We start from the raw sequence: 22502 nt of genomic DNA, 5'->3' as shown, positions 1-22502 counted from the left end.
AATGTGTCTTCTATAAGGAGATAAAACGGAAAGGAGAGATAGCCGACAGGCGCAAAAAATATCTAGCGATTAGCTGCCGGCAAACTAATGATAACCTGTAAACCGCCCAGTTCGCTCTCAAGCAACAGCATTTTGCCTTTGCAGTGCTCAACAATATCGCGCACGATTCCCAAACCCAGTCCGTGCCCTTGCACTTGTTCATCAATGCGAATGCCGCGATTGAGCACTTGCGAGCGCAACTCTGGCGCTATGCCCGGTCCATCATCATCAATGGCAATAATAAATTGATCACCATCTTGCCGCAGTTTAAGCGTGACTTTGCTCTTGCTCCACTTGCAGGCGTTATCGAGCAAATTGCCCAACAACTCCAGCATGTCTTGCCTGTCCCAGGGCAAACGCAAATCATCACTCGCCGACCAGCTAATTGTTAGATGACGGCCATGAATCTGATTCAGTGTATCAACCAAATCCGGCAACTCTGTTGCGCAAACAAAATAAGCGCTGGGCAACACATCGCCCGCAAGACGCGCTCGCCCCAGTTCACGGCTAATGCGCTGTTGCATATTGCCGAGCTGATCGCGCAACTGATTGCGCAATTCAGTGTGATCATTAAGTTCGTTGCGATTGGCTAAACTAAATAACACAGCTAGAGGTGTTTTTAGCGCGTGCCCCAAATTACCCAAGGCATTGCGCGAGCGTGCGAGGGTATCTTCGGTGTGCTGTAACAGATGATTTACTTGCTGCACTAAGGGTTGTAATTCTTGCGGCACATCGGCATCGAGTGTGGCTCTATGGCCCTGTTGCAATTGCGCTATTTGCGCGCGGGTTTTTTCCAAAGGTCGCAGTGCGCGCGCTACAAAATAGCGCTGCAATAACACCACTAAAATTAATGCACCCAAGCCAAAGCCACCGCCAATCCAACGTACACGCTGGAAGCTATCGAGCATAGGTGTGTAGTCTTGCGCAACAACGATGAGAATATTTTTTCCGTAGCGACGATAATCCGCGCGCACAATTAACAATTGCTGTTGTTGTGGGCCATCAATTAAATCCTCAACCATGCCGGGCTGATTTGGCTCAGGCAAATCGTAATCCCATGACGAGCGCGAACGCCATTGTTGTTCATCCAAGTGGATACAAAAGTAATGGCCGGAGAAAGGGCGATGATAAGCGGCAGAAACATGCTGTTGATCAAGCTCAATACCATTGGCACCGCGTGCAAGTGCGGCAACCAATAATTCAGCTTCATCGTGCAGATGATTTTCAAGATAGCGACGCAGCCCTTGATCAAATAACCACAGGCTGGTTTGTGCAAATATCAAACCCACAACAATGAGCACACTGATCAAACTGATGCTCAGCCGCTGTTGAATTGAGTTGAACACGCGCTTCATAAATTGGCAGCATCCGAATCAATACCCACAAAGCGATAGCCTTGACCGCGTTTGGTTTCGATTGCGGTTTTACCCAGCTTGCTGCGCAGATGATTCACATGTACTTCGATGACATTGGAGTCGCGTTCACTTTCACCGTCATAAAGATGATCATTCAATTGGCTTTTGGAAATAATTTTCCCGCAATGCAACATAAAATAACGCAGCAAACTGAATTCGGCGGCAGTTAATTCAATTGCATTGCCATCTTTAATGGCAGTTTGATGTGCTTCATCCAATTGCAAACCAGCAACATCCAATTGTGGTTGATTCGCTTGCCCGTGCGCACGGCGCAGCAGCGCTTGAATACGCAATTGCAATTCTTCCGGGTGAAATGGTTTGGTGAGGTAATCATCCGCACCGGCTTTTAAACCATCGATACGCTCGGCCCAGTGATCGCGCGCGGTCAAAATTAATACCGGGCGATTCATTCCTGTTGCACGCCATTCGCGCAGCACATCCAAACCGGATTTTCCGGGCAAACCCAAATCCAGCAGAATTAAATCGTAAGGCTCATGCGCGCCCTGGTGCAGTGCATCGCGGCCATCGGCCAACCAATCCACGGCGTAACCGGCGCGCTGTAAATCGGCGGTGAGTTCATCGGCCAGCGCAACATTATCTTCTACGATTAATATTCGCATTAATCGTCTTCCTCATCTTTTAAAATGGTTCCGGTGTGCGCATCAAATTCCAACTCGCGAATCACACCATCCTTTGTGGCCAATTCAACTTCATAGATATAAATATCGTCATCCTCTTCCAATTCCACTTCTAACAAACTCGCTTGAGGATGACGTTGCGCAACCAATTCCAATAATTTTTCCAATGGAATAATGCGCCCCTGCTCGCGCAGGCGTAGGGCTTCATCTTGCGAAAGGTCGCGCGCGCTGACCCCAAGAGTGAGCGCGGCGAGAAAAAAATAAATCAGTAAACGCGTTATGGTGTGCATTGCTCTCATAAATATATGTTAGCGATTAATCATCTTGATGGTTTTTCAATACTTCGCCGCTGGTTGCATCCAATTCCAGATCCCACTCGACACCTTTAGCATCAACCACTTCCAGTTGATAAATGTAGCGGCCGTATTCGTTCTCCAATTCGGTTTCGCGAATCACTCCACCCGGATGTTGCACAAGTGCGATTTCATTGAGCTTTTCAAAGGATTGGATTTTACCAGAGTCGCGCAGCTTGAGTGCTTCATCCGGCCCCAGGTCACGCGCAAAAGTCGCACCGCTAAGGCCAATTGAGCCAACAAATAATCCAGTCAACAATCCACGTAGCAATCCACGTAACAACGCAAGTTTAGTAAAGGTTTTCATAATGTGATTCCTCAGTAGTAGCTGAATAGTGTCTTTACGTTGGGCAGATTAATTCACTTCACTTAAACCAAACTTAATTTAGTAATTTGACCTTTTTTGCCAAAAATTAGGTATTTGACGCCGATTTTGCATTTGTAGATACTGCGCGCGGGGCGGGATTTTGCCCCGTTTGCACTGATGGATTTGGGAGTATTTGCCCGACCTGCAGCGTAAAACCAATAACAGAGAAATTTCAGGGCGAAACCAGTATGAATCTATCCTTTTTGTTCCGCACAGCGGCGGCGAGCTTATTTGCCATAACCTGCATAGCACCTGCCGTGTTGGCTGCCAAACCTGTCAACCATCAATTGCCGCTGGAAACCTTTTATAAAGGTGAATTGGTTGAAGATATCGAGCTATCACCCGATGGCACTCATTTGTTAGCGCTAAAAAATGTTGGCCCCGATACAGTCGTAATGGTGCTGAATATTGAAACTGGTGAAACGTTTTATCCCACCAAAACCGATAACAAACAATTCAAATTTAACTGGGTAAGCTGGGCCAATAACGAACGTCTGATCATGAGCTTGCGCTTTGATAGCCGCCAAACGAACGGCGTTAAATATATGCAGACGCGCCTGCTCGCGGTGGATGCGAAAAAGCCCAGTAAAATGATTACGCTGGTAAAGCCAGATGATGATGCAGATTTTGTTAGTCAATTTCAGGATAACGTTATCAGCTACTTACCAGATGACCCGGAGCATATTTTGCTGAGTGTTGATCGCGAAGTATGGGATCACCAAACGGTTTATAAAGCCAATGTTTACACCGGCAAATTAAAACGAGTAAAAAAACACTCAAACACGGTTCGCTCCTGGTATGCCGATCGCGCGGGTAATGTGCGCATTGGCGAGCACTACAACGATAGAACCCGCACAGTCACTTACAAAATTTTGGATGCCGCTACTGATAAATGGGTGACGGCTTGGGAATATGTTGTGTTTGATCAACCGGATATAGATATCGCTGGTTTTGGCCATAACCCTAATGATCTTTATATTTTTGCTGATCACAGTGGCCGCAGAGCACTTTATAAAGTGGATTTATCCAAGCCCGATCTGCCAAAAGAATTAATTCTTAGCGATGAAAATTACGATGTAGGTGGACGTTTAATTTACTCGCGTGCTCTGAAAGAAGTGGTGGGTCTGTATTACAACGATGGCTCATCTCGCAGCGTATTTTGGAATCCTGAATACCAAGCATTTCAGGCTGGTCTGGACAAAGCCCTGAAAGATACACGCAACTACTTGATTAGCATGAGCGACAACGACCGCCGCTACATCGTCTATACCACCAATGCCACCCGCCCCGGCACCTATATGTACGGTGACCGCGATCAAAAGTCGATTACGCAAATTGCCGATGTCTACCCGGAACTTACTCCCGAGGTTTTGGTAGAGAAACAGCTGCACAAATATAAAACTCGCGATGGCTTGGAGCTGGAAGGTTTCTTATCTCTGCCTAAAACATTTGCCAATAAACCCACCGCTACCATTATCCTGCCCCACGGCGGGCCAATGAGCGAAGATGGCAAAGAGTTTGATATGTTTTCTACATTTATGGCGAATCGCGGTTACGCTGTTTTCCAACCAAACTTCCGCGGTTCATCGGGTTACGGCCATGATTTTATGATGCAAGCCGTTGGCGGTTATGGTTTGGAAATGCAAGATGATCTCGAAGATGCCGTGCATTATTTGGTAAAAGAAAAAATTGCGGATCCGAAGAAAGTTTGCATCGTCGGCGCCAGCTACGGTGGTTATGCCGCGCTTATGGGCGCGACCAAAACACCGGACTTGTTCCAATGTGCGATCAGTTTTGCAGGTATGTCTGACTTGGTCAGGATGCGCGATAGTTATCGCAACTTCACCAACAAAAATATCGCGCGCAAACAATTTGGTGAAGACAAAGCACAATTAAAAGAAACCTCGCCAGTGCGCATGGCCGAGAAAGTCAAAATCCCGATTCTGTTAATCCACGGCAAAGACGACACCACTGTGCCAGTGGTGCAAAGCCGCATCATGGCGGATGCACTCAAAGACGAGAAAAAGGTCTACGAATACATCGAGCTGCCCGATGGTACTCACTATCTGGATTACTACCCTGATCGCAAGCAAACCTTTGAGGCGATGGATGCGTTTTTGAAAAAGTATCTGCCAATCTAGCCGGCCATTTAATCGCCATACACATGGTCGATAAAAAAACAGCGCAGCCGAAAGCCTGCGCTGTTTTTTTATCCTACGTTGTTTTTTATATTGGTCGCCTATGAATGTTATTATGCGCAGCCTGTTTAGCCTTAACCCCAGACTCACATGAAAATACCCAATCGCCTTGCCGCCTTGGTCAATGATGGCCTGATCGACGAAGTCTACTATGCCCTGATGAGCGGCAAAGAAGCGCAAGTCTTTGTGGTCAGCGCCAACAACGAAGTGCGCTGCGCCAAGGTCTACAAAGAAGCCAATAAACGCAGCTTCAAGCAGGCCGTGCAATATCAGGAAGGGCGCACAGTGCGCAATTCGCGCCGCGCCCGCGCCATGGCCAAAGGCACTCGCTACGGTCAAAAAGAGGCCGAAGAAGCCTGGCTCAACGCCGAAGTAGAAGCGCTCTATCGCCTGGCCGATGCCGGTGTACGCGTACCCAAACCCTATTGGTTTGTGGATGGTGTACTGGTGATGGAGTTGGTGGTTGATGAAGAGGGCGAACCAGCACCGCGCTTGGATAACGTCGCCTTTGACCCGGAAACCGCACGCGAATATCACGCGCAGATGATGACTGAAATTGTGCGTATGCTCTGTGCCGGTTTAGTCCACGGCGACCTGTCGGAATTTAATGTACTGGTAGATTACGCAGGCCCGGTGGTTATCGACTTACCCCAAGCCGTGAATGCCGCTGGCAACAACAGCGCGAAAATGATGCTTACGCGCGATGTAAACAACATGCGCGATTACTTCGGCCAATACGCACCGGATTTACTCGTCACTCACTACGCAGAAGAAATCTGGAACTTGTACGAACACGGTAATCTCCACCCCGACACAAAACTCACCGGCGAATTCGCCGAGAGCAATGTGGAAGCTGATCTCGCCACCATGATGCGCATCATCGAACACGCCAAAGAAGAAGAGGAAGACCGTAAAGAGCGCGAGCGCATGGCGCGGGACGGGGAGTTTTAATTCTTACATATCAAAACAACACGAGCGATAAAGTTATCGCTCGTGTTTATCCGTTTTTACACCATCATCCCGCCCGAAACTTCAATACGCTGCGCGGTAATCCAGCGGTTACTTTCGGATACCAGCGACGCAATCATCGGCCCTATATCGTCTGGCACACCTACGCGTCCCAGCGCAGTAATAGACGCGAGTTGCTGATTGAGTTCAGCGTTGTCGCGCACACGGCCGCCGCCAAAATCGGTTTCGATTGCGCCCGGCGCCACCGCATTTACTGCTATCCCCCGCGCGCCTAATTCTTTGGCCATATAGCGGCTCAACACTTCAATTGCACCTTTCATCGAGGCGTAAGCGGAATAGCCGGGATGGGTGAAGCGGGTGAGGCCGGTGGAGATATTCACAATGCGGCCGCCGTCTTTCAGCAGGGGCAGTAATTTTTGCGTGAGAAAAAATGTGCCCTTGAGATGAATATTCATCAGTAGATCAAACTGCTCTTCGGTAGTTTCCGCAAAAGGCGCATTGGCACCTATGCCCGCGTTATTGATCAGAAAATCAAAATCTTTGCGCTGCCATTGCGATTCCAAAACACTCGCTAATTGCTGCGCAAACTCGCTAAAACTTTTGCTGTTGCCCACATCCAGTTGTAGCGCCGTGGCTTTCACACCCAAGGCTTTGGCCTCTGCAATTGTCGCGTCTGCATCTGCCTGTTTGCTTTGGTAGGTGAGCACAATGTCTACACCTTGTTTGGCCAGGGCCAATACGGTGTTTTTGCCCAAACCGCGGCTGCCGCCAGTGACTAATGCAATCTTGTTCATATCCATTTCTCCATTGAGGTCGAGGTGAAGGTTTAAAAACGACTTGGTGTCAGTGGAGCCAGTCTATTGCTCAGATATTTTTAGATAAATCGCCAATTCGCGATTAGACTGTTCGCAATAACTGAACAATGGTGACTTGTATGAACCGTTTGGATGCGATGAATATTTTTGTGCGGGTGGCTGAACTCGCCAGCTTTACCAAGGCGGCCGATAGCCTCGGCCTGCCCAAAGCCAGTATCTCTACCAGCGTGCAGCAACTGGAAAGCCTGCTCGGTACACGCTTGTTACACCGCACTACAAGACGCGTACAGCTCACGCTGGATGGCCAGATTTTTTATGAGCGCAGCAAGGATTTGCTCGCCGATATGGATGATATGGAGGGACTATTTCAGCAGGGCGCGAGCAATCTGAGCGGGCGCTTGCGCATCGATATGCCCAGCGCTATGGCCAAAAATCAACTGCTGCCGCGCCTGCCGGAATTTCTCGCGCAGCATCCGCAGTTACAAATTGAAATCAGCAGCACCGACCGGCGCGTCGATTTGGTACAAGAAGGTTTTGATTGTGTGATTCGCGTAGGCAAGTTGAGCGACTCATCATTAATCGCGCGACCGATTGGGCGATTGGAATTAATCAATTGCGCCAGTCCGGACTATCTCGCGCGCTGCGGAACACCGCAAACGCTCGACGATTTAGCGCAGCACCAATTAATTCACTATGTCGTTACACTTGGCAGCAAATCGGCTGGTTTTGAATACACTCAAAATGGTGATGTGAAATTTTTACCTATGGCCGGCAATATCACGGTGAATAATTCCGATGCTTATACTGCCGCTTGCCTCGCAGGATTTGGCATAGCGCAAATCCCGCGGGTGGGCGCGCAAGAAAATTTACAGCAGGGGAAATTAATCGCGTTATTGCCAGAATATCGCGCGCGCTCCATGCCGGTATCGCTGCTTTACGCCAATCGCCGCAACCTGTCGCGCCGCGTGCAGGTATTTATGGATTGGGCATGCAAAGTATTAACTGAATATGTGGATGATAACCAATGAATATTTGTCCTAAATGCCATTACCAGCGGCAGCCAATTGATCAGCATATTCATGCGGATATTTGCCCCAGCTGCGGTATCGTCTACAGCAAATTTATTGCCAAGCAAACTCCGCAGCCAGATACAGAAACGGAAGATATCGCATCAACTGAATTTGAATATGAAGCCAGTGAAAGCCTTCGCCAAAAAATTAGCGCTGCATTTTTATATGTGCCAGAACGAATTGATCCGGGTGCTTTTTGGACGCGTGTTGCGCTCTTAATTGGATTTATCATTTGGGGCGGTTATTTCATCACGGCGGGCGTCGATTGGGAAAAAATTGGTGGCTCCTTTATGCACAATATCAACTTGCCCTTTCATGAATTTGGCCATTTATTATTTATGCCGTTTGGAACCTTTATGATGTTTCTCGGCGGCAGTTTATTTCAGATTTTTCTGCCGCTGATATGCCTGTGTGTATTCGTGTTTAAACAGCGCGATACGTTTGCCGGCAGTATTATGCTCTGGTGGTGCGGACAGAGTTTTATCGATTTAGCGCCCTATATTGCCGATGCCGAATACCGCGCACTGCCGCTGGTGGGCGGCGGTGGCGAAGAATCCCACGACTGGGGAAATTTATTAACCATGATGAATGCGCTTGAGCACACTCATGCTATTGCCAATGGCTGTTTTACGATGGGATCAGTAATTATTGTCGCGACGCTGTTATGGGCAGGATGGATTCTTAAACTGCAAAAACAAAAGCTAGTTTCGTTTTATGACTCAGTTTAATAAATAGCATGGGCACTCAAGGTATCAGGCGCTTATATTGATGACTGATTATTTGTAGCGTCGCGGTACAAGTGCACACGGTTGCGTCCCGCCGCTTTGGCTTGATAAAGCGCGCTATCGGCTCCCTCTATCAAGGTATCAAGACTGTCGCCATCAGCAGGCCAGAGTGCAAGCCCCGCACTAAACGTCAAAAGCAATTCACCGTTTCGATGGTGCATGGCGGTAGTGGCAAAATCACTGCACATTTTTTGCAGCCTATTCAGCGCATCCTCTGCAACAACTCCGGGAAGCACCAGCAGAAATTCCTCACCGCCAATGCGGAACACGGCATCGGATATGCGCAAATTATCGAGCAAAAATTTGGCGACGGCTTTTAAGATATCGTCGCCCACCAAATGGCCGTGGGTATCATTGAGTTGTTTAAAATGATCCAGATCGATCAAGGCCACCGCGATAGGGTTTTGATGGCGATGCGCACGCGCTATTTCATGCGCAAAAAATTCATTCAGATAACGACGATTGTACAAACCAGTAAGTGGATCGCGCAGCGCTTGCTCGCGCAGTAATTCATGCAGACTGCTAATTGTTTTCAACCGCTCTTCACTGAGCGCCAAAGCCTCGGATAATTTTCGCTCACTTAAATGGCGTTGGGTGACATCACGCAAATACAGAATACTCCCCAGCAGCAAAGGCTCGCCACTGCGTTTACGAATAATTGGGCTCAGGGTTAATTCATAATAGTGGCCATCATTCAAGGTAAATAATTCGAGCGTATCGCCCGCAATTTCGCTCGCGAGAAGTTTGCTCAAGGCAGCGCCCAGTAGTGGCAACTCTGTCAGCGCTTGCCCCTGCCATTTTGCCGGTGATCCCGCCAAAGCCAGTGCAGCGGGGTTGGCATCTATCACTCGCTGCTGACGATCAACGACTACTACCGGATCGGGCAGCGCTTCTAACAGTAAATGGCGTGCAATAGGCAAAATATCAAACAAGCGTACGCCCATAATTAACCAGGCAAACGCCACCAGAGTAAATGCAAAACTAAAGGGTGTTGGATCAAAACCAAAAATAGTTTTTCCGAACACCACGTAGCTGATATTGGCCGCCCAAGGCAAAGTCGTTACCGCGACAAAGGCTAAATAATGGCGACGATATAATCCCCTATGCCCAAGCGCTGCACGAATCACCAGCGCTAACGCAAACAGCATACAGATATAAACGTAAACCGCCGCGGCATAGAACAAGGGGCCATGCAGGTAGCGTATAGGAGCACCCACTTCATCACTCAGCGGTGCAGTACCCGGGCTATAAAATAATTGGTGCGATGGATTGGTTAGCGCGGCAAACCAAAATAATAATGGCGCCAGCGTTAGCGCGACTAATATAGGTTTAGCCGGAGAGCGATCCGAACTATTAACGTACTGCCATAAAAACAACATCCAGATTGTCGGAGTAGCGACTATGCCTGGCCAGGCCATGGATGCCCAAAATATTTTTCGCTCGGGCACAATGCTTGCCAATTCCAACGCAGCAGCGAGCATCCACCAAAGACTGGCCAAGTGAATAAACACAAAGGTCATTCTTCCGGGAAATTGCGGTTGGCGGCTTACCCAGTGCGCCAATCCACTAACACCCACACAGACCAATAAAGTAATGGCTACCGGCAGATTAAATTGCAACGCCAAAATCGCAGATAAATTCATATTACTCGCCGTATTCCGCACCGCGGATTACCGCGAGAAATTCATCGCCAAAGCGTTTTAATTTGCTTTCGCCCACACCGGTAATGGTGCGTAGCTGTTCCGCTGTAAGTGGGCGGAATTCCAGCATTTCGCGCAATGTAGCATCGTGAAAAATAACGTAAGGAGGAACGCCTTGTTCTTCCGCTAAGCGTTTGCGACATGAGCGCAATGCATTCCACAGTGATTGATCTTCGCTGGCGATGGATTGGGATAAGTTCGCCCGGCGCGGTGTATTGCCTGTAGGTTTGGTATCGCGGCGTAAATAAACAGCTTCTTCACCACGCAAATAAGCGCGACAGCTTTCATTTAATAGCAAACCACCAAAACCATCGCTATTTACATCCAGCATACCGCGCGCGACTAATTGGCGAAAAATGGATTTCCATTCGTCTGCACTTAAATGTTTGCCAATACCGTAGGTAGTTAATTGCTGATGACCGAAGGACAGAATTTTTTCATTGTTGCTACCGCGCAGTACATCGATCACATGGCTGGCGCCAAAGCGCTGACCAGTGCGATACACACAGGAGAGCGCCATTTGCACTGCCTCTGTCGCATTCCAGGTTTGCGGCGGCGTTAAACAGCAATCGCAATTGCCGCAAGCTTGCGCGAGTGTATCGCCAAAATAGCGCAATAAACTTTGGCGGCGGCAGGAAGTAATTTCACATAAACCCAGCATCGCATTTAAGCGCTGTTGTTCGTTGCGTTTAAATTCTTCGCTGCCTTCGCTCTGCGCCATCATCTGCCGCAGCTTTACCACATCTTCCAATCCGTACAACAACAAAGTCGTTGCCGCTTCACCATCGCGACCGGCGCGACCGGTTTCCTGATAATAGGCTTCAATACTTTTGGGCAAATCCAGATGCGCGACAAAACGCACATCGGGTTTATCTATGCCCATGCCAAAGGCGATAGTCGCCACCATAATGATGTTGTCTTCGCGTAAAAATCGCTCCTGATTTTTTTGGCGAATATTGGCGGCGAGTCCAGCGTGATAGGGCAAAGCAGTAAAACCTTCCGCCGCTAACCAGTCCGCAATCTGTTCGACTTTATTGCGCGACAGACAATACACAATGCCCGAATTTCCGGCTTGTTCATCGCGTAAAAAACGCATGAGTTGAATTTTGGGATTATTTTTTTGCGCGATGCGATATTGAATATTGGGGCGATCAAAGCCGCTGATAAATTGCTGCGCATTTTGTAACTGCAACCGCGCGACAATTTCATCGCGCGTGCGTAAATCTGCCGTAGCCGTTAAAGCAATGCGCGGCACCTGCGGAAATTCGCGCTGCAGCAATTCCAGCTTTAAATAATCGGAACGGAAATCATGCCCCCATTGGGATACGCAGTGAGCTTCATCGATTGCAAAGAGCGAAATTTTTATCTGGTGAAATAATTCCAAGGTACGCGGCTGAATTAGTCGCTCGGGCGCAACATAGAGCAGATCCAATTCACCGCGCTGCAAAGCCAATTCGGTTTGCCACATTTCCTGCGCGCTGAGCGATGAATTTAAAAAACCGGCGCGCACGCCCAATTCGCGCAGAGCGCTGACCTGATCCTGCATCAATGCAATTAATGGCGATACCACTATGCCCACGCCTTCGCGCACCAGTGCCGGAATCTGGTAGCAGAGTGATTTGCCGCCGCCGGTAGGCATAAGTACCAATACATCTTCACCGGCGACCAAGGCATCAATCACCGCTGCCTGCGGGCCGCGAAATTCGTGGTATCCAAAAGTGGAATGTAGAACTGAGAGAGGGGTTTTCATGGGCGCAAGGTTAAATCCTGACCGGCAGCTATCCGCATTTCGATGCTGTAAAGGGCTGCGAGTATACCTAGCTCCAAGGGTCTGTGCTCAGCCTATCCTTTGTGTCGGAATATTTTACACTTTTCGAAATTTATGAGACGCAGATCACTTAAATATCAGTCACTTACAACTTTGGCGTCAAAATTGCCTTATTTTTATAGCAAGTTAACCTTACGGAATAAATTTAATATGCGTAAAACATCTATTAAAGGTTTGATCGTTGCGGCCTTGTTGGGCGCAATGAGCTTTGGCGCTCAAGCTGGCGTGATCTTTCAAGACAACTTTGAAAGCGAACTTGCCGGTTCAACCCTGGGCTACACCGGCTTTGCCAAGTGGAGTGTGAGTAACGGTAGTGTCGATTTAATTAACACTCCTAACGGATGGGGTCTCACCTGTGCAGGCGGCAGCGGCAAGTGTGTGGATCTGGACGGTTCTAGCGGTGATGCAGGTGTACTGACCAGCAACCTGTTGCTGTTGGGCGCAGGCAACTACACCCTGAGCTTCGATATTTCTGGCAACCAACGCAACAACAGCACTGACTCCATGCTGGTATCTCTGGGTGGTTTTTTCACCGAGACGTTCAACTTGGTCGGCTCAGCTCCATGGACTACCATTACCCGTAGCTTCACCCTGACTGCTGAGCAATCCAACTCCATCGTGTTCAACCACGCTGGCGGCGATAACATCGGCATTCTGCTCGACAACATTTCGCTCGTGAAAGAAGTACCAGAGCCTGGCTCTTTGGTACTGCTGGGCTTGGGCTTGTTAGGTTTAGGTTTGGCTCGTCGTCAAGCTAAGCGCGCCTGATTTATTTTTTCATGCGGCTATAGCTGTATGTAAAATGAAAAACGCTTTACATAAAAACGGCTCCCATCGGAGCCGTTTTTATTTAGGGTAAAAGCAATTTATTTTTACTGCGCGAGTGTTTTCTGTAAAAAGCTGATGATGTCATTCACTGGCTCAACCGCATCTTTATCAAAACAGCTATTCGCCCAGTTGCAACCGTTATCCAAGTAGGCATGATTTTTATCAGCGTACAACTTGTATTCCACCGGTTGATTTCCTACTTTTAATAAATCGACATAAGCTTGTGCGGCTTCTGGCGGTGTTGTTTTATCCAAGCTGCCAACATGCACAAATTGCGGCGGCAATTTATATTCTTTTGCGTTGGGCACCCAATAGATTGGCGATACGGCTTTGTAATAATCCGCATTGTCTTTTACGTTGATGTCATCCCCAAACAAACCGCGCGGTTCGGCATTACCGAATTTCCAAAACATATTGCCGGGCGATTCAAAACCATTTTGCGCCGCTTTATATAAATCAAACGCCGCATAACTCACTACCGCTGCCTGCACTTTTAAACCATCCTCTTTTGCAATCTGCTCAGCGGTTTTACCTTTGGGCAAATAGCTCGGTTTAAAACCCAAACTATCACCTGCATAACCATCGCTCTCCAACTGACGACCGCGCGTTAGAATCATGGTTGTCAGATGACCACCCGCACTATCGCCGGTAATGGCAACACGTGTTGGGTCACCACCGTATTGCGCGATATTTTCTTTTACCCAGAGCAAACCACCAAATACATCTTCAATTATTTGGTTCATCTTTACCGTGTTGTTTTGGTCAACCAGCAAACGATAATTCATATTCGCCACCACCATATCCGCATCGCGCGCGATCTTGGCAGAGAAGTCATTCATGATTGAATTGTTATTCACCAACCAACCGCCACCGTGATAAACCACCAATACCGGATAAGACTTCTTTCCAGTTTGCGGAACATAAATATCCAGCGTAAGCGGAAAATTATCCGGCTTGGCAAACTCAATCGCCTTATGCACAGTCACTTCTTTGCCATCGGCAAACGCAACAACCGAACACAAGCTCAAAAGCAATATGGATGTCAGTTTGAAAATCTGGAGCATAAAAACCTCGTATAAGTGATTATTGTAGGATTCTTCGTTTTATCCCGAAAAGAATAGAAGCCATCGCCCAAAAGCAAAAGTGATAAGCGTCAGTAATCGAGTTGTTTTTTGTTTTGCCGATGTAAGTAAGTGTAATGGCGTGAATTCCCCGCATTCTGGACTATAGTGGAGAATTCACAGAAAAACGAACACTTACTGTAGGTTGGTGGTGAGCTTGCGAACCCCAACTATTCTGAAAACAGAAATGTGCGCGGATATATAGTTGGTGCAATTTAATAAACTGTTATAACAAAAAGGAAATCGCAAGTTGATATATTGTCCTTATAGCGATAAAGATATTCCGAACGAAGAATCAAGCAGCGAACATATACTTCCGCTCTCTTTAGGTGGAATTAACACTTTTGAAATACTGGTATCAAAAAGAGAAAATTCTGCTGTAGGTTCAACGTTAGACGGCCTTCTTGCAGAAGATTATCTAATCAAAAAATGCAGAAACAAATATGACATTCGAGGGCATAGCAACAAAAAGCCATTTGTAGAATTCAGAAGAGCAAGGTGCGCTATAACTCAAAAACCATTAAATGTAACATTCGACGCAATGAAGGGAGTAAAAGTATGGTCTCATCAAGAAAAAAAGGAATTAACTGGGGGAAATACACTTGAATTGCAGCTTAAGATGGATATTGATCTTGATCTTATGTTTGTTGCTAAGGTAGCACTTTCTGCAGGCTATTTTGCTTATGGTGAATTATTTAGAAATCACGTGAACCATCATGAGTTTCGCATAATCATGAATAATAGGCCAAATGAACTTGACCCAATAAAAACACCATTGTCGGCTTGCGTTGACTCAAGATTTTCAATAACAGATGAAGAACCTCTGCAACTATTTCGCCTTTTGTGTGAAAAAACAGCGCAGCCTTGCTCAATAGTTGGTTTGGTGCCGAGCGCTTCTAGGTTTACTGTTTTCGTTGGCATTCTAGGCAACTACATAGGCACAATTAACGTGCCTGCTGACGGCACATTGTTCCCCAACAGCGGCAGCTATGAAAAGGGACATGTCATTTGCATTCAGAACGGAAAGTTGAATAGGGTTTCATTTAAGAGGGTTCTTGAAAAATTTTTCGTACAATAAAATACCAAGTCAAAACAGGAATTTATTTCGCAAACTGATGCAGATTTAAACGTATGGAAATTGGACTGGGGAATAACATGCGTACGATTACGCTGCGCTAATCGAACCTACATAAATTTATTTATAAATATCAGCTCCTGACTGAAAACAGCCATTCAATAAAAACCCGACGTGAGAGTCGGGTTTTTATTTTTGCAATTAGTTTACAACTTTTCCTTCACTGCCATTTCTACAAAGCTTGGATCAAAGCGGAGTTTGATATTTTCTTTATCGCCTAATACTGAGCCGTCGGCGAAGGTCATGCCGATGGTATCGGGTGATTGTGCCTGGTCGCCGAGCAAGCCTTTGTCAAAAGAGAAGAGGCGGACTTTATCCATTGTGGTTTTTAGTGCTTTGTCGGTTGCAAATGCCAGTGCAGATTCCGGTGTATAAAACATTTCGGTGAGTTTTAATTGCGCGTCGTAACTTGCTAAATCAGTGCCGGAATTTTTTGCCATTGAGGTGCGTGCAGCTACGGCTTGTTCATTATTGGCAGACATAATTTTCATTGTCTCAAACCATGCGCCGACTAAAGCTTTACCTAATTCAGGGTTGGCAGCGAGCACGTCAGTTTTTACCGCCATCATATCGATAATTTCACCGGGAATTTCTTTGGAGGTGAATACCTGCGTAGGAGCTGGAGCTTGGTCGAGAATAATGCTGAGCTGGGGATTCCACACAGCCGCTGCGGTGACATCTTTAGTTGCGAAGGAGGCAACTGCATCGGCATCGGATGTATTTACCACGGTGACATCGCGTTCAGACATGCCGTGAATATCCAGCGCGCGCGCTAATAAATAATGGGATACCGATAGCTCAACCAAGTTGACGTTGCGGCCTTTAATATCTGCAAAGTTTTTTCCATTTTTTAGCAGAATGGAATCATTGCCGTTGGAGTAATCACCCAAAATTAATCCGGTTGTGTCTACACCATTGGCAGCCGGAATTGTCAGCGCATCCATATTGGTCATACCGCAGGCATCAAATTCGCCTGCGGTATATTGGTTGATGGATTCGATGTAATCGTTCATTTGTACGACTTCAATTTCAATGCCGTATTTTTTTGCCCATTTATCGATAATGCCTTTTTCGGTCGCGTAGCCCCAGGGCATCCAACCGGAATAAATAGACCAGACGACCTTAAATGAATCTTTCTTTTCAGCAGCAACTGCGTTGTTGCCAAGCAAACAGACCGACATTAATAGCAGTGCAAATTTACATAACAGTGTTTTGTAGATTTTCATACTGACCTCTAGTTTTTAATTAACAGACGATTAATACAATTCGTGATTAATACAATGGTTTCGTATAACGCGTAAGTGTTTGTGATTCGCGCTCATACCATTGCTGCGCGTGGGGAGTAAAATCGGTGGTTTGCGGGAAACTGATATTGGGCTCAAGGGTGTCTATGGTGAAAATTCGCTCGTGGGCAACACCATCGCACATTAGGGTTTGATAAATTCGCTGTTGGCTTTCATCAAACTCAAAACCATCGAATGAATATAAACTTTCACCGATACGCGCTGCCTTGGTTGAAAGCTGAATACGATAACCGTCTTGCAACGAGCCCTGTGCAACTGATGTTTCAAAATTAAATAGCGCCGCTAATTTTTCTGGCTGCCCCTGAGCAGCAACAGCAAGCTCACGCAATGCGTTGTAAGTTGTGGGTGCTTCAATTTCTTGTGCGCGCCCCAACACCAATGCGGCATAGTCGCCGCAAATAATTAAGCCTCCGCCTTTGTGGGTGATAGCACCACTGGCAAGATTGCGCTCTTCAAGCAAACGCAAACCTACCAGCGGCCCGGGTGCAGATGGCTGCAAGCGCCAGTCTTCTACGTAAGCGCCGCTGGGCGCCAATTCGATCATGCAATTGCCGAAACGTTTTAAAATTCCCGGTTCAGTCCAGCGATTATGTAATTGCAGCGATGCCTGGGTATCGCGCCAACTTAGTGTTTCATTTTGCCAATCGCACAGCGCCTCCCAACCTTCATAATTACCGAGCACACATAATTCATCGGCAGAATAATCTTGCCATTTTTTTGCGCGTACCTGCTGGGTAGTAATAGGTAAACGTAAATCTATAGTGAAATTCCGGCTCTGCAGCCAGCACACATGTGTGTGTAAATCGGTTGTGCCATCGGCAAAACTAATTGAGTAACGCTTGAAATAACCGAGCATCCAATCGGGCACTGAGGTGGTTGGGCGCTGTGCATGCTCTGTTAATAATTGTTGTAAATTCATGGCTACACCGCCTGCTCATATTTATGGCCAAATGAGGACAAATCTTTTGCGCCTTTCGGCAATTTCAATTCACCGGCAGCTAAACGTTTTTTGAGATAGCCAAAGGTCTGCATGGTTTGCGCGTAAAGATGATCACCACAAGCGAGTGGTTCATAACGGCTGGGAATGTCGCGATCAATTAATTGCGGTAGAGGAGCGATTACTGTGTCGTAATCACAGGCGCAGAAAAAAGGAAATGAATAGCGCTCTTCAGCAACTTTGCGCACGCGATGTGAAGTTGCGACAAAATGACCGTTGCTGAGCACTTCCAACATGTCGCCAATGTTAATGACAAATGCACCATCGATAAGCGGAATATCAATCCACTCACCGGCACCATTTAATACTTCAAGCCCCGGCGCAGTGGGCAATAAAATAGTGAAACATTCGTAATCGGTATGCGCGCCTATGCCCGGGCGATTTTCTGGCGCTACAGCATTGTAAGGATAATGAATTAACCGTAATTGGCTGGGCGGTGTGGTCACTAAACGGGTGAGCGTATCTTCTGGCAGCCCCAAAGCGAGCGCAAAGCCCTGAAATAATTTCTGGCTCAATGCAGTTACTGCATCGTAATATTTTTTGATGTCCTCTTTAAAACCGGGCAGCTGCGACCATTGATTTGGCCCGAGCATAGGCTTGCGTCCGCTGCTATCGAGATAATCAAAATTTACATCGTAAGCTTCTTTATTATCCACCGTTGCCGATGAAAACTGCTCTTCACCTTCCGGCACATAACCACTGTGATTAGTAGAATTGCCGATGTAATCCTGCATCTTTTTTTCAAATGGCTGCGCAAAATATTCGCGCGTTTTTGTTTTTAGCCGCTCGATAATCTCGGGCGCAATGCCGTGGCCAGTAACATATAAAAAGCCGACTTCACGCGCCGCTTTTCCCAATTGTTGCGCAACCTGCTCGCGCTCGCGTAAATCAGTGGAAAATAATTGACTGACATCGACTATTGGCAGTTGCGTAAATGCGGTATGAGTGGTTTTTGCGTTTTGCGATGACACCACGACAACCTCCTGATTTGAAATCAAAATGTTATCTGGTCGTCCAGAGAAGTTAGTAGCTGGCGCTACCCCGAGTCGTCCCGGATGTTAATTTTTGCGGTTACTATAGGTAGAATAGCAATCTATGTGCCACATAAATTCATCACGCCTAACGCATTGTAATCAGGCGGTTTTTACCATCAGCTATGATTATGAGTAATTAGTTTGCGCACCAACAAGCGGCAATGATTTGTTTTCGTCAAACGATATTGCACTTATTTTTAGCAGCGCTTAATAACTTTTTAACTGAATTTTTCCATTTTTTAGCGAGTTTAATTAATGAATTTAGCATTACGCGATACCAACACTTTCATCTTCGATATGGACGGAACTCTGCTGAATGACGAGCATGAGCTTTCACCGCGCACGGTTAGTGCGCTGCAGGAATTGCGCGCGCGCGGAAAGACGGTGGTGATTGCGACCGGGCGCCACTATCAGGATATTCGCGCGTATTTACAGCAATTGGGTGGCGGGACTGCAGCGATTACTTGTAACGGCGCGACCATTCACAGCGCTGAAGGTGAATTGCTCTATCGCGATCTTTTACCGCTGCAAATTAATGAAACCATTTTGCCATTGGGTGAGGCGGCAGGTGTGCATTTGAATATGTATACCGAATCTGAGTGGTTGGTAAACGCACCCTGCGAATCTATGCTGGATGCTCACGCGCAATCGCAATTTTTTTATCGCGAAATATCCTTGCAAGAAATGTTGACGACGCCCGCGCTAAAAATTTTGTTTTACGGCGAACATGAAAAATTACAGCAGTTAAAAACGCAGATTACCGCTGCTCTGCCACAACCGTTGCCGATTCATTTAACTTTTTCCGATGATTATTATTTGGAAGCTATGCCCAATAATATTTCCAAAGGCCATTCACTCAAATGGTTGATGAACAAACTCTCGCTGCCACTGACCAATACTATGGCATTTGGCGATGGTTTTAATGATGTGGAAATGTTCAATACTGTTGCTCACCCGGTGGTGATGAGCAATGCAAGCGAAAAATTGCAGCAGTTATTTCCTAATGCACTGCGCGCACAGTCCAACCATGTCGATGGTGTTGCGCAGTTTTTATATGAACAAATTTTGTAATTCTCACTTCAACAGTGAATTACCAGCGGCGTGGTGGTTTTCTTGATGTGTGAAATATTCTTAAAATTTGAATTTGTTGAAGTTCAATTTTGACTCGATAGGGAATGAGGTAACGTGTATCGGGAACTACCAGTTCCCGTGTACCGTGAATGCGGCCGGGATGGCCGAGCGCCGGGTTTTCACGCAAAGCACTAACGGCTTCATAAATACGTTGCATGACTTGTGCTGCGGCTTGAGGATTATTTTGTGCGATGTAGCTGGCTTCCTCGTCCAGATTTTGCAGGGCTTTTTCCAGCCACTTAATTTGCATTTACACCCCACTTTTTAAACACACTCGCCACTGCATCCTCAGTTGCGAAATCACCTTTATCGGCCTCTGTAACAGCAGCCTTAATTTCTTGTACCTGCCACTCGTTTAGCTCGACAAAATCGCGGATTGCCTCAGTCGCTAAAAATGATTTGGAGCGATTGGTCGTATCTGCCAACTTCTCCAAGCGCAGTTTCAAGTCATCATCCAAGCGGATAGTCATAGTGGTAGACATGATCAAACCTCATGTATTCGGATGTATACAACATAACACAGGACAATAAATAAGCAATTATCCATCACTAGGTGGCACATAGAAACACCATTATTGATAATAATTCCCATTAGCTCTAGAATTCGCGCTCACTTTTCATCACCCTTTTTGAGCGCCTCCGCTAACAGGATTATCTATGTCCCGTTTTATCCGCCCCGCCAGTTTGTTGTTGACCTATGGTGCACTGCTGCCCAGTTTGGCTTATGCCGCTGAGCCTGCGGTTGAAGAAGTATTTGTGAGCGCCAGCCGCACCGAGCGCCCGCTGAGCACTATTCCCAACACCGTTACTGTGATTAACCCGGCGGAGCTGGAGCAGCAGTTATCGATTCAGGACGATCTATCTACAGTGCTGGGCAACCTGATCCCGGGTTTCTCCCCCAGTCGCCAGAAGATGACCAATGCCGGTGAAACCCTGCGTGGGCGCAAGCCACTGTATATGATCGATGGCGTGCCGCAATCCAACCCGCTGCGCGATGGCGGGCGCGAGGGCAATACCATCGACCCGAGTGTGATTGAGCGCGTCGAAGTGCTGCATGGTGCCAATGCGATTCACGGCATGGGCGCATCGGGCGGGGTGATCAACCTGATCACCAAAAAGCCGGCGGCCAAGCTGGAGCAAAACATCCGCCTGAGCACCGGTTTCCAAACCGAAGATGTCAGTGAGAGCGCGGATTACGGCCTGAGTTACAACGTCTCCAACCGCGTTGGCAATGCCGACTTTATCGCCGGTATCAGCTTGCGCGACAGCGGCGTCGCCTATGACGGTCACGGCGATATCATCGGTGCCGACAATACCCAAGGCGATACCATGGATTCTGAATCCTGGAACGGCTTTGTGAAGGGCGGTTACGACTGGGACGACCAACGCGTCGAGCTGATGGTCAACCGCTATAAGGTCGAGAACAAAAACCGCTGGATTTCGGTGCCGGGTAATGTTGCAGCAGGTATTCCAAGTAGTGCTGTGCGCGGCGAGATTTTTGGTGAGGGCGCGCGCAACGAAGTGACCGCGATCAGCCTGAACTACACCAATGACGACTTTCTCGGCCACAAGCTGCGCATTCAGGGCTTCAGTCAGGATTTCGCCGGAACCTACGGCGCCGAAGCTGTGCCGTTGGCGACCTTTCAAGACCCGGCTTACGGCCCTGACCTGATTGACCAATCGCAAAACAATTCAGAAAAACTCGGTGCAAAAATCACGCTGGTTAAAGACCAAATCGCCGGTTTGCCCCTCAATTTGGTTTATGGTGTTGACCTGATTGAAGATGAAACCTGGCAGGAATTGATCCTGACTGGCCGCGCCTGGGTGCCGCCAACGCAATACGAAAACACCGCACCTTATATGCAGGCCGAGTTTACCGGCGTCGATAAACTGACCCTGACCGCGGGCGTGCGCCACGAAGAATCCAAGCTGGTGGTAGATGATTTCACCACGCTCGCATCCTATAACGGCGGCCAATTTGTGGAGGGTGGTTCACCGGAATTTTCTGAAACCCTGTACAACTACGGCGGCACCTATCAATTCACTGACGCCTTGCGCGTGTTCGCCAATTACGCCGAAGCTTTCTCTATGCCCGATGTGGGGCGCGTGCTGCGCGGCATTAATCAACCTAACCAAAGCGTAGAAAGTTTTCTGGATTTAAAACCTATCCTCACCGAGAGCACCGAGTTTGGTGTGGAATTTAAAACTGGCGATGTGACTGCACAAATCAGTTACTACGCATCTGAATCCAATTTTGGTGAGCGTCTGGAACGCGATGCGGATGGCATTTATACCGTGTCACGTGAACGCACGGAAATCGATGGCATTGAGTTGAGCACATCATGGGCGGCAACTGATGTCGATTTATTTGGCCTGCGCTACGCACAAGCAACCGGTCGCTACGACTCAAATAAAGATGGCAAAGTCGATTCCGATTTGGGCGGCACTAATATTTCGCCCGACCGCGCTAACCTGAGCTGGGACCGCAGCTGGTCAAATCGCATTGATACACGCATTCAAATGAATTATTTATTTGATCGCGATGTGAAAAACGCCAGCGGTGCCGTAACCAATTCATTTGATGGCTACACCACTTACGATTTCAACGCGACCTTGGCGGCATTGGATGGTGTATTTAGTTTCTCGGTGCAAAACCTGACCGACGAATACTATTTCACTTACTATTCGCAAAGTAGCCCAAATAATATTCGCAACTTCACTGCTATCGGCCGCAGCTTTAATTTTGGCTACAACCGTAGCTTTTAATTAACTGCC

General features: G+C 47.5%; 21 protein-coding genes. 8 read left to right on the top strand and 13 right to left on the bottom strand.

The features are described 5' to 3' along the window. Positions 1-62: 62 nt before the first annotated feature. From SPL68_RS03175 to SPL68_RS03160, 4 genes are read right to left on the bottom strand one after another with little or no spacing between them, the layout of a single operon-like run. Positions 63-1394, bottom strand: coding sequence for an ATP-binding protein (locus SPL68_RS03175; protein ID WP_323813617.1), 1332 nt, complete (start codon positions 1392-1394; stop codon positions 63-65). After that, positions 1391-2074: a response regulator transcription factor gene (locus tag SPL68_RS03170; protein ID WP_323813616.1), complete on the bottom strand. Its 684-nt coding sequence runs from the start codon at positions 2072-2074 to the stop codon at positions 1391-1393. Before SPL68_RS03170 ends, SPL68_RS03175 begins: the two co-directional genes overlap by 4 nt. Then, positions 2074-2382, bottom strand: coding sequence for a PepSY domain-containing protein (locus SPL68_RS03165; RefSeq protein WP_323813615.1), 309 nt, complete (start codon positions 2380-2382; stop codon positions 2074-2076). Before SPL68_RS03165 ends, SPL68_RS03170 begins: the two co-directional genes overlap by 1 nt. A 25-nt stretch (positions 2383-2407) precedes the next feature. Continuing rightward, the gene (locus SPL68_RS03160) at positions 2408-2752 is read right to left on the bottom strand and encodes a PepSY domain-containing protein (protein ID WP_323813614.1); all 345 of its coding nucleotides are present in this window, start codon (positions 2750-2752) and stop codon (positions 2408-2410) included. Between the two features lie 248 nt (positions 2753-3000). Here SPL68_RS03160 and SPL68_RS03155 point away from each other — a divergent pair, with 248 nt between their 5' ends. Beyond that, a complete protein-coding gene (locus tag SPL68_RS03155; RefSeq protein ID WP_323813613.1) occupies positions 3001-4953 on the top strand; it encodes an alpha/beta hydrolase family protein in 1953 nt (650 codons plus the stop codon). A gap of 147 nt (positions 4954-5100) precedes the next feature. Further along, positions 5101-5961, top strand: coding sequence for a PA4780 family RIO1-like protein kinase (locus SPL68_RS03150; RefSeq protein WP_323813612.1), 861 nt, complete (start codon positions 5101-5103; stop codon positions 5959-5961). Between the two features lie 56 nt (positions 5962-6017). On the opposite strand, the gene SPL68_RS03145 is transcribed toward SPL68_RS03150, so the two are convergent. Continuing rightward, positions 6018-6773, bottom strand: coding sequence for an SDR family NAD(P)-dependent oxidoreductase (locus SPL68_RS03145; RefSeq protein ID WP_323813611.1), 756 nt, complete (start codon positions 6771-6773; stop codon positions 6018-6020). Between the two features lie 140 nt (positions 6774-6913). Between SPL68_RS03145 and SPL68_RS03140 the strand changes: the two genes are divergently transcribed. Together SPL68_RS03140 and SPL68_RS03135 are read left to right on the top strand one after the other, a co-directional pair. Then, positions 6914-7822 carry a LysR family transcriptional regulator gene (locus tag SPL68_RS03140; RefSeq protein WP_323813610.1) on the top strand — a complete coding sequence of 303 codons (909 nt, stop codon included), beginning with the start codon at positions 6914-6916 and terminating at the stop codon, positions 7820-7822. Beyond that, positions 7819-8592, top strand: a complete 774-nt coding sequence (locus SPL68_RS03135; RefSeq protein ID WP_323813609.1) for a hypothetical protein — start codon at positions 7819-7821, stop codon at positions 8590-8592. The genes SPL68_RS03140 and SPL68_RS03135 overlap by 4 nt, the downstream gene beginning before the upstream one ends. A gap of 32 nt (positions 8593-8624) precedes the next feature. Here SPL68_RS03135 and SPL68_RS03130 read toward each other — a convergent pair whose 3' ends face one another. Beyond that, complete coding sequence (locus tag SPL68_RS03130; RefSeq protein WP_323813608.1) at positions 8625-10292, bottom strand: histidine kinase N-terminal 7TM domain-containing diguanylate cyclase; 1668 nt, start codon at positions 10290-10292, stop codon at positions 8625-8627. A gap of 1 nt (position 10293) precedes the next feature. Continuing rightward, entirely contained in the window at positions 10294-12099 is a 1806-nt protein-coding gene (gene recQ / locus SPL68_RS03125) for a DNA helicase RecQ (RefSeq protein WP_323813607.1), read from the bottom strand. A 228-nt stretch (positions 12100-12327) separates the two neighbouring features. Here recQ and SPL68_RS03120 point away from each other — a divergent pair, with 228 nt between their 5' ends. Beyond that, positions 12328-12945 (top strand): PEP-CTERM sorting domain-containing protein, encoded by a 618-nt coding sequence (locus SPL68_RS03120; protein WP_323813606.1) that lies wholly within the window; start codon positions 12328-12330, stop codon positions 12943-12945. A gap of 104 nt (positions 12946-13049) precedes the next feature. On the opposite strand, the gene SPL68_RS03115 is transcribed toward SPL68_RS03120, so the two are convergent. Further along, entirely contained in the window at positions 13050-14069 is a 1020-nt protein-coding gene (locus tag SPL68_RS03115; protein WP_323813605.1) for an alpha/beta hydrolase, read from the bottom strand. 307 nt (positions 14070-14376) lie between these two features. Here SPL68_RS03115 and SPL68_RS03110 point away from each other — a divergent pair, with 307 nt between their 5' ends. Then, positions 14377-15204: a hypothetical protein gene (locus tag SPL68_RS03110; RefSeq protein ID WP_323813604.1), complete on the top strand. Its 828-nt coding sequence runs from the start codon at positions 14377-14379 to the stop codon at positions 15202-15204. 203 nt (positions 15205-15407) lie between these two features. On the opposite strand, the gene SPL68_RS03105 is transcribed toward SPL68_RS03110, so the two are convergent. From SPL68_RS03105 to SPL68_RS03095, 3 genes are all read right to left on the bottom strand, one after another. Further along, a complete protein-coding gene (locus SPL68_RS03105) occupies positions 15408-16442 on the bottom strand; it encodes a putative urea ABC transporter substrate-binding protein (protein WP_323814302.1) in 1035 nt (344 codons plus the stop codon). Between the two features lie 91 nt (positions 16443-16533). Further along, complete coding sequence (locus SPL68_RS03100; RefSeq protein WP_323813603.1) at positions 16534-17484, bottom strand: hypothetical protein; 951 nt, start codon at positions 17482-17484, stop codon at positions 16534-16536. Between the two features lie 2 nt (positions 17485-17486). Then, complete coding sequence (locus SPL68_RS03095; RefSeq protein ID WP_323813602.1) at positions 17487-18536, bottom strand: isopenicillin N synthase family dioxygenase; 1050 nt, start codon at positions 18534-18536, stop codon at positions 17487-17489. Positions 18537-18851: 315 nt separating this feature from the next. On the opposite strand from SPL68_RS03095, the gene SPL68_RS03090 reads away from it, so the two are divergent. Further along, positions 18852-19667: a Cof-type HAD-IIB family hydrolase gene (locus SPL68_RS03090; protein ID WP_323813601.1), complete on the top strand. Its 816-nt coding sequence runs from the start codon at positions 18852-18854 to the stop codon at positions 19665-19667. Between the two features lie 19 nt (positions 19668-19686). Here SPL68_RS03090 and SPL68_RS03085 read toward each other — a convergent pair whose 3' ends face one another. Continuing rightward, the gene (locus SPL68_RS03085) at positions 19687-19977 is read right to left on the bottom strand and encodes a type II toxin-antitoxin system RelE/ParE family toxin (RefSeq protein WP_323813600.1); all 291 of its coding nucleotides are present in this window, start codon (positions 19975-19977) and stop codon (positions 19687-19689) included. Beyond that, positions 19967-20209 (bottom strand): CopG family ribbon-helix-helix protein, encoded by a 243-nt coding sequence (locus tag SPL68_RS03080; protein WP_323813599.1) that lies wholly within the window; start codon positions 20207-20209, stop codon positions 19967-19969. The genes SPL68_RS03085 and SPL68_RS03080 overlap by 11 nt, the downstream gene beginning before the upstream one ends. Positions 20210-20384: 175 nt before the next feature. On the opposite strand from SPL68_RS03080, the gene SPL68_RS03075 reads away from it, so the two are divergent. Further along, a complete protein-coding gene (locus SPL68_RS03075; RefSeq protein ID WP_323813598.1) occupies positions 20385-22493 on the top strand; it encodes a TonB-dependent receptor in 2109 nt (702 codons plus the stop codon). Positions 22494-22502: the final 9 nt, after the last annotated feature.

Source organism: Cellvibrio chitinivorans, assembly GCF_035117775.1.
In the GTDB taxonomy this organism is placed as follows: domain Bacteria; phylum Pseudomonadota; class Gammaproteobacteria; order Pseudomonadales; family Cellvibrionaceae; genus Cellvibrio; species Cellvibrio chitinivorans.
Note: the sequence above shows the minus strand (reverse complement) of the source record. Positions and strands in the feature narration are given on the sequence as shown.

Coding starts and splice junctions, on each gene's coding strand:
- SPL68_RS03175 (WP_323813617.1), bottom strand. CDS start 1,394: ATGAAGCGCGTGTTCAACTCAATTCAACAGCGGCTGAGCATCAGTTTG.
- SPL68_RS03170 (WP_323813616.1), bottom strand. CDS start 2,074: ATGCGAATATTAATCGTAGAAGATAATGTTGCGCTGGCCGATGAACTC.
- SPL68_RS03165 (WP_323813615.1), bottom strand. CDS start 2,382: ATGCACACCATAACGCGTTTACTGATTTATTTTTTTCTCGCCGCGCTC.
- SPL68_RS03160 (WP_323813614.1), bottom strand. CDS start 2,752: ATGAAAACCTTTACTAAACTTGCGTTGTTACGTGGATTGCTACGTGGA.
- SPL68_RS03155 (WP_323813613.1), top strand. CDS start 3,001: ATGAATCTATCCTTTTTGTTCCGCACAGCGGCGGCGAGCTTATTTGCC.
- SPL68_RS03150 (WP_323813612.1), top strand. CDS start 5,101: ATGAAAATACCCAATCGCCTTGCCGCCTTGGTCAATGATGGCCTGATC.
- SPL68_RS03145 (WP_323813611.1), bottom strand. CDS start 6,773: ATGAACAAGATTGCATTAGTCACTGGCGGCAGCCGCGGTTTGGGCAAA.
- SPL68_RS03140 (WP_323813610.1), top strand. CDS start 6,914: ATGAACCGTTTGGATGCGATGAATATTTTTGTGCGGGTGGCTGAACTC.
- SPL68_RS03135 (WP_323813609.1), top strand. CDS start 7,819: ATGAATATTTGTCCTAAATGCCATTACCAGCGGCAGCCAATTGATCAG.
- SPL68_RS03130 (WP_323813608.1), bottom strand. CDS start 10,292: ATGAATTTATCTGCGATTTTGGCGTTGCAATTTAATCTGCCGGTAGCC.
- recQ (WP_323813607.1), bottom strand. CDS start 12,099: ATGAAAACCCCTCTCTCAGTTCTACATTCCACTTTTGGATACCACGAA.
- SPL68_RS03120 (WP_323813606.1), top strand. CDS start 12,328: ATGCGTAAAACATCTATTAAAGGTTTGATCGTTGCGGCCTTGTTGGGC.
- SPL68_RS03115 (WP_323813605.1), bottom strand. CDS start 14,069: ATGCTCCAGATTTTCAAACTGACATCCATATTGCTTTTGAGCTTGTGT.
- SPL68_RS03105 (WP_323814302.1), bottom strand. CDS start 16,442: ATGTCGGTCTGTTTGCTTGGCAACAACGCAGTTGCTGCTGAAAAGAAA.
- SPL68_RS03100 (WP_323813603.1), bottom strand. CDS start 17,484: ATGAATTTACAACAATTATTAACAGAGCATGCACAGCGCCCAACCACC.
- SPL68_RS03090 (WP_323813601.1), top strand. CDS start 18,852: ATGAATTTAGCATTACGCGATACCAACACTTTCATCTTCGATATGGAC.
- SPL68_RS03085 (WP_323813600.1), bottom strand. CDS start 19,977: ATGCAAATTAAGTGGCTGGAAAAAGCCCTGCAAAATCTGGACGAGGAA.
- SPL68_RS03080 (WP_323813599.1), bottom strand. CDS start 20,209: ATGTCTACCACTATGACTATCCGCTTGGATGATGACTTGAAACTGCGC.
- SPL68_RS03075 (WP_323813598.1), top strand. CDS start 20,385: ATGTCCCGTTTTATCCGCCCCGCCAGTTTGTTGTTGACCTATGGTGCA.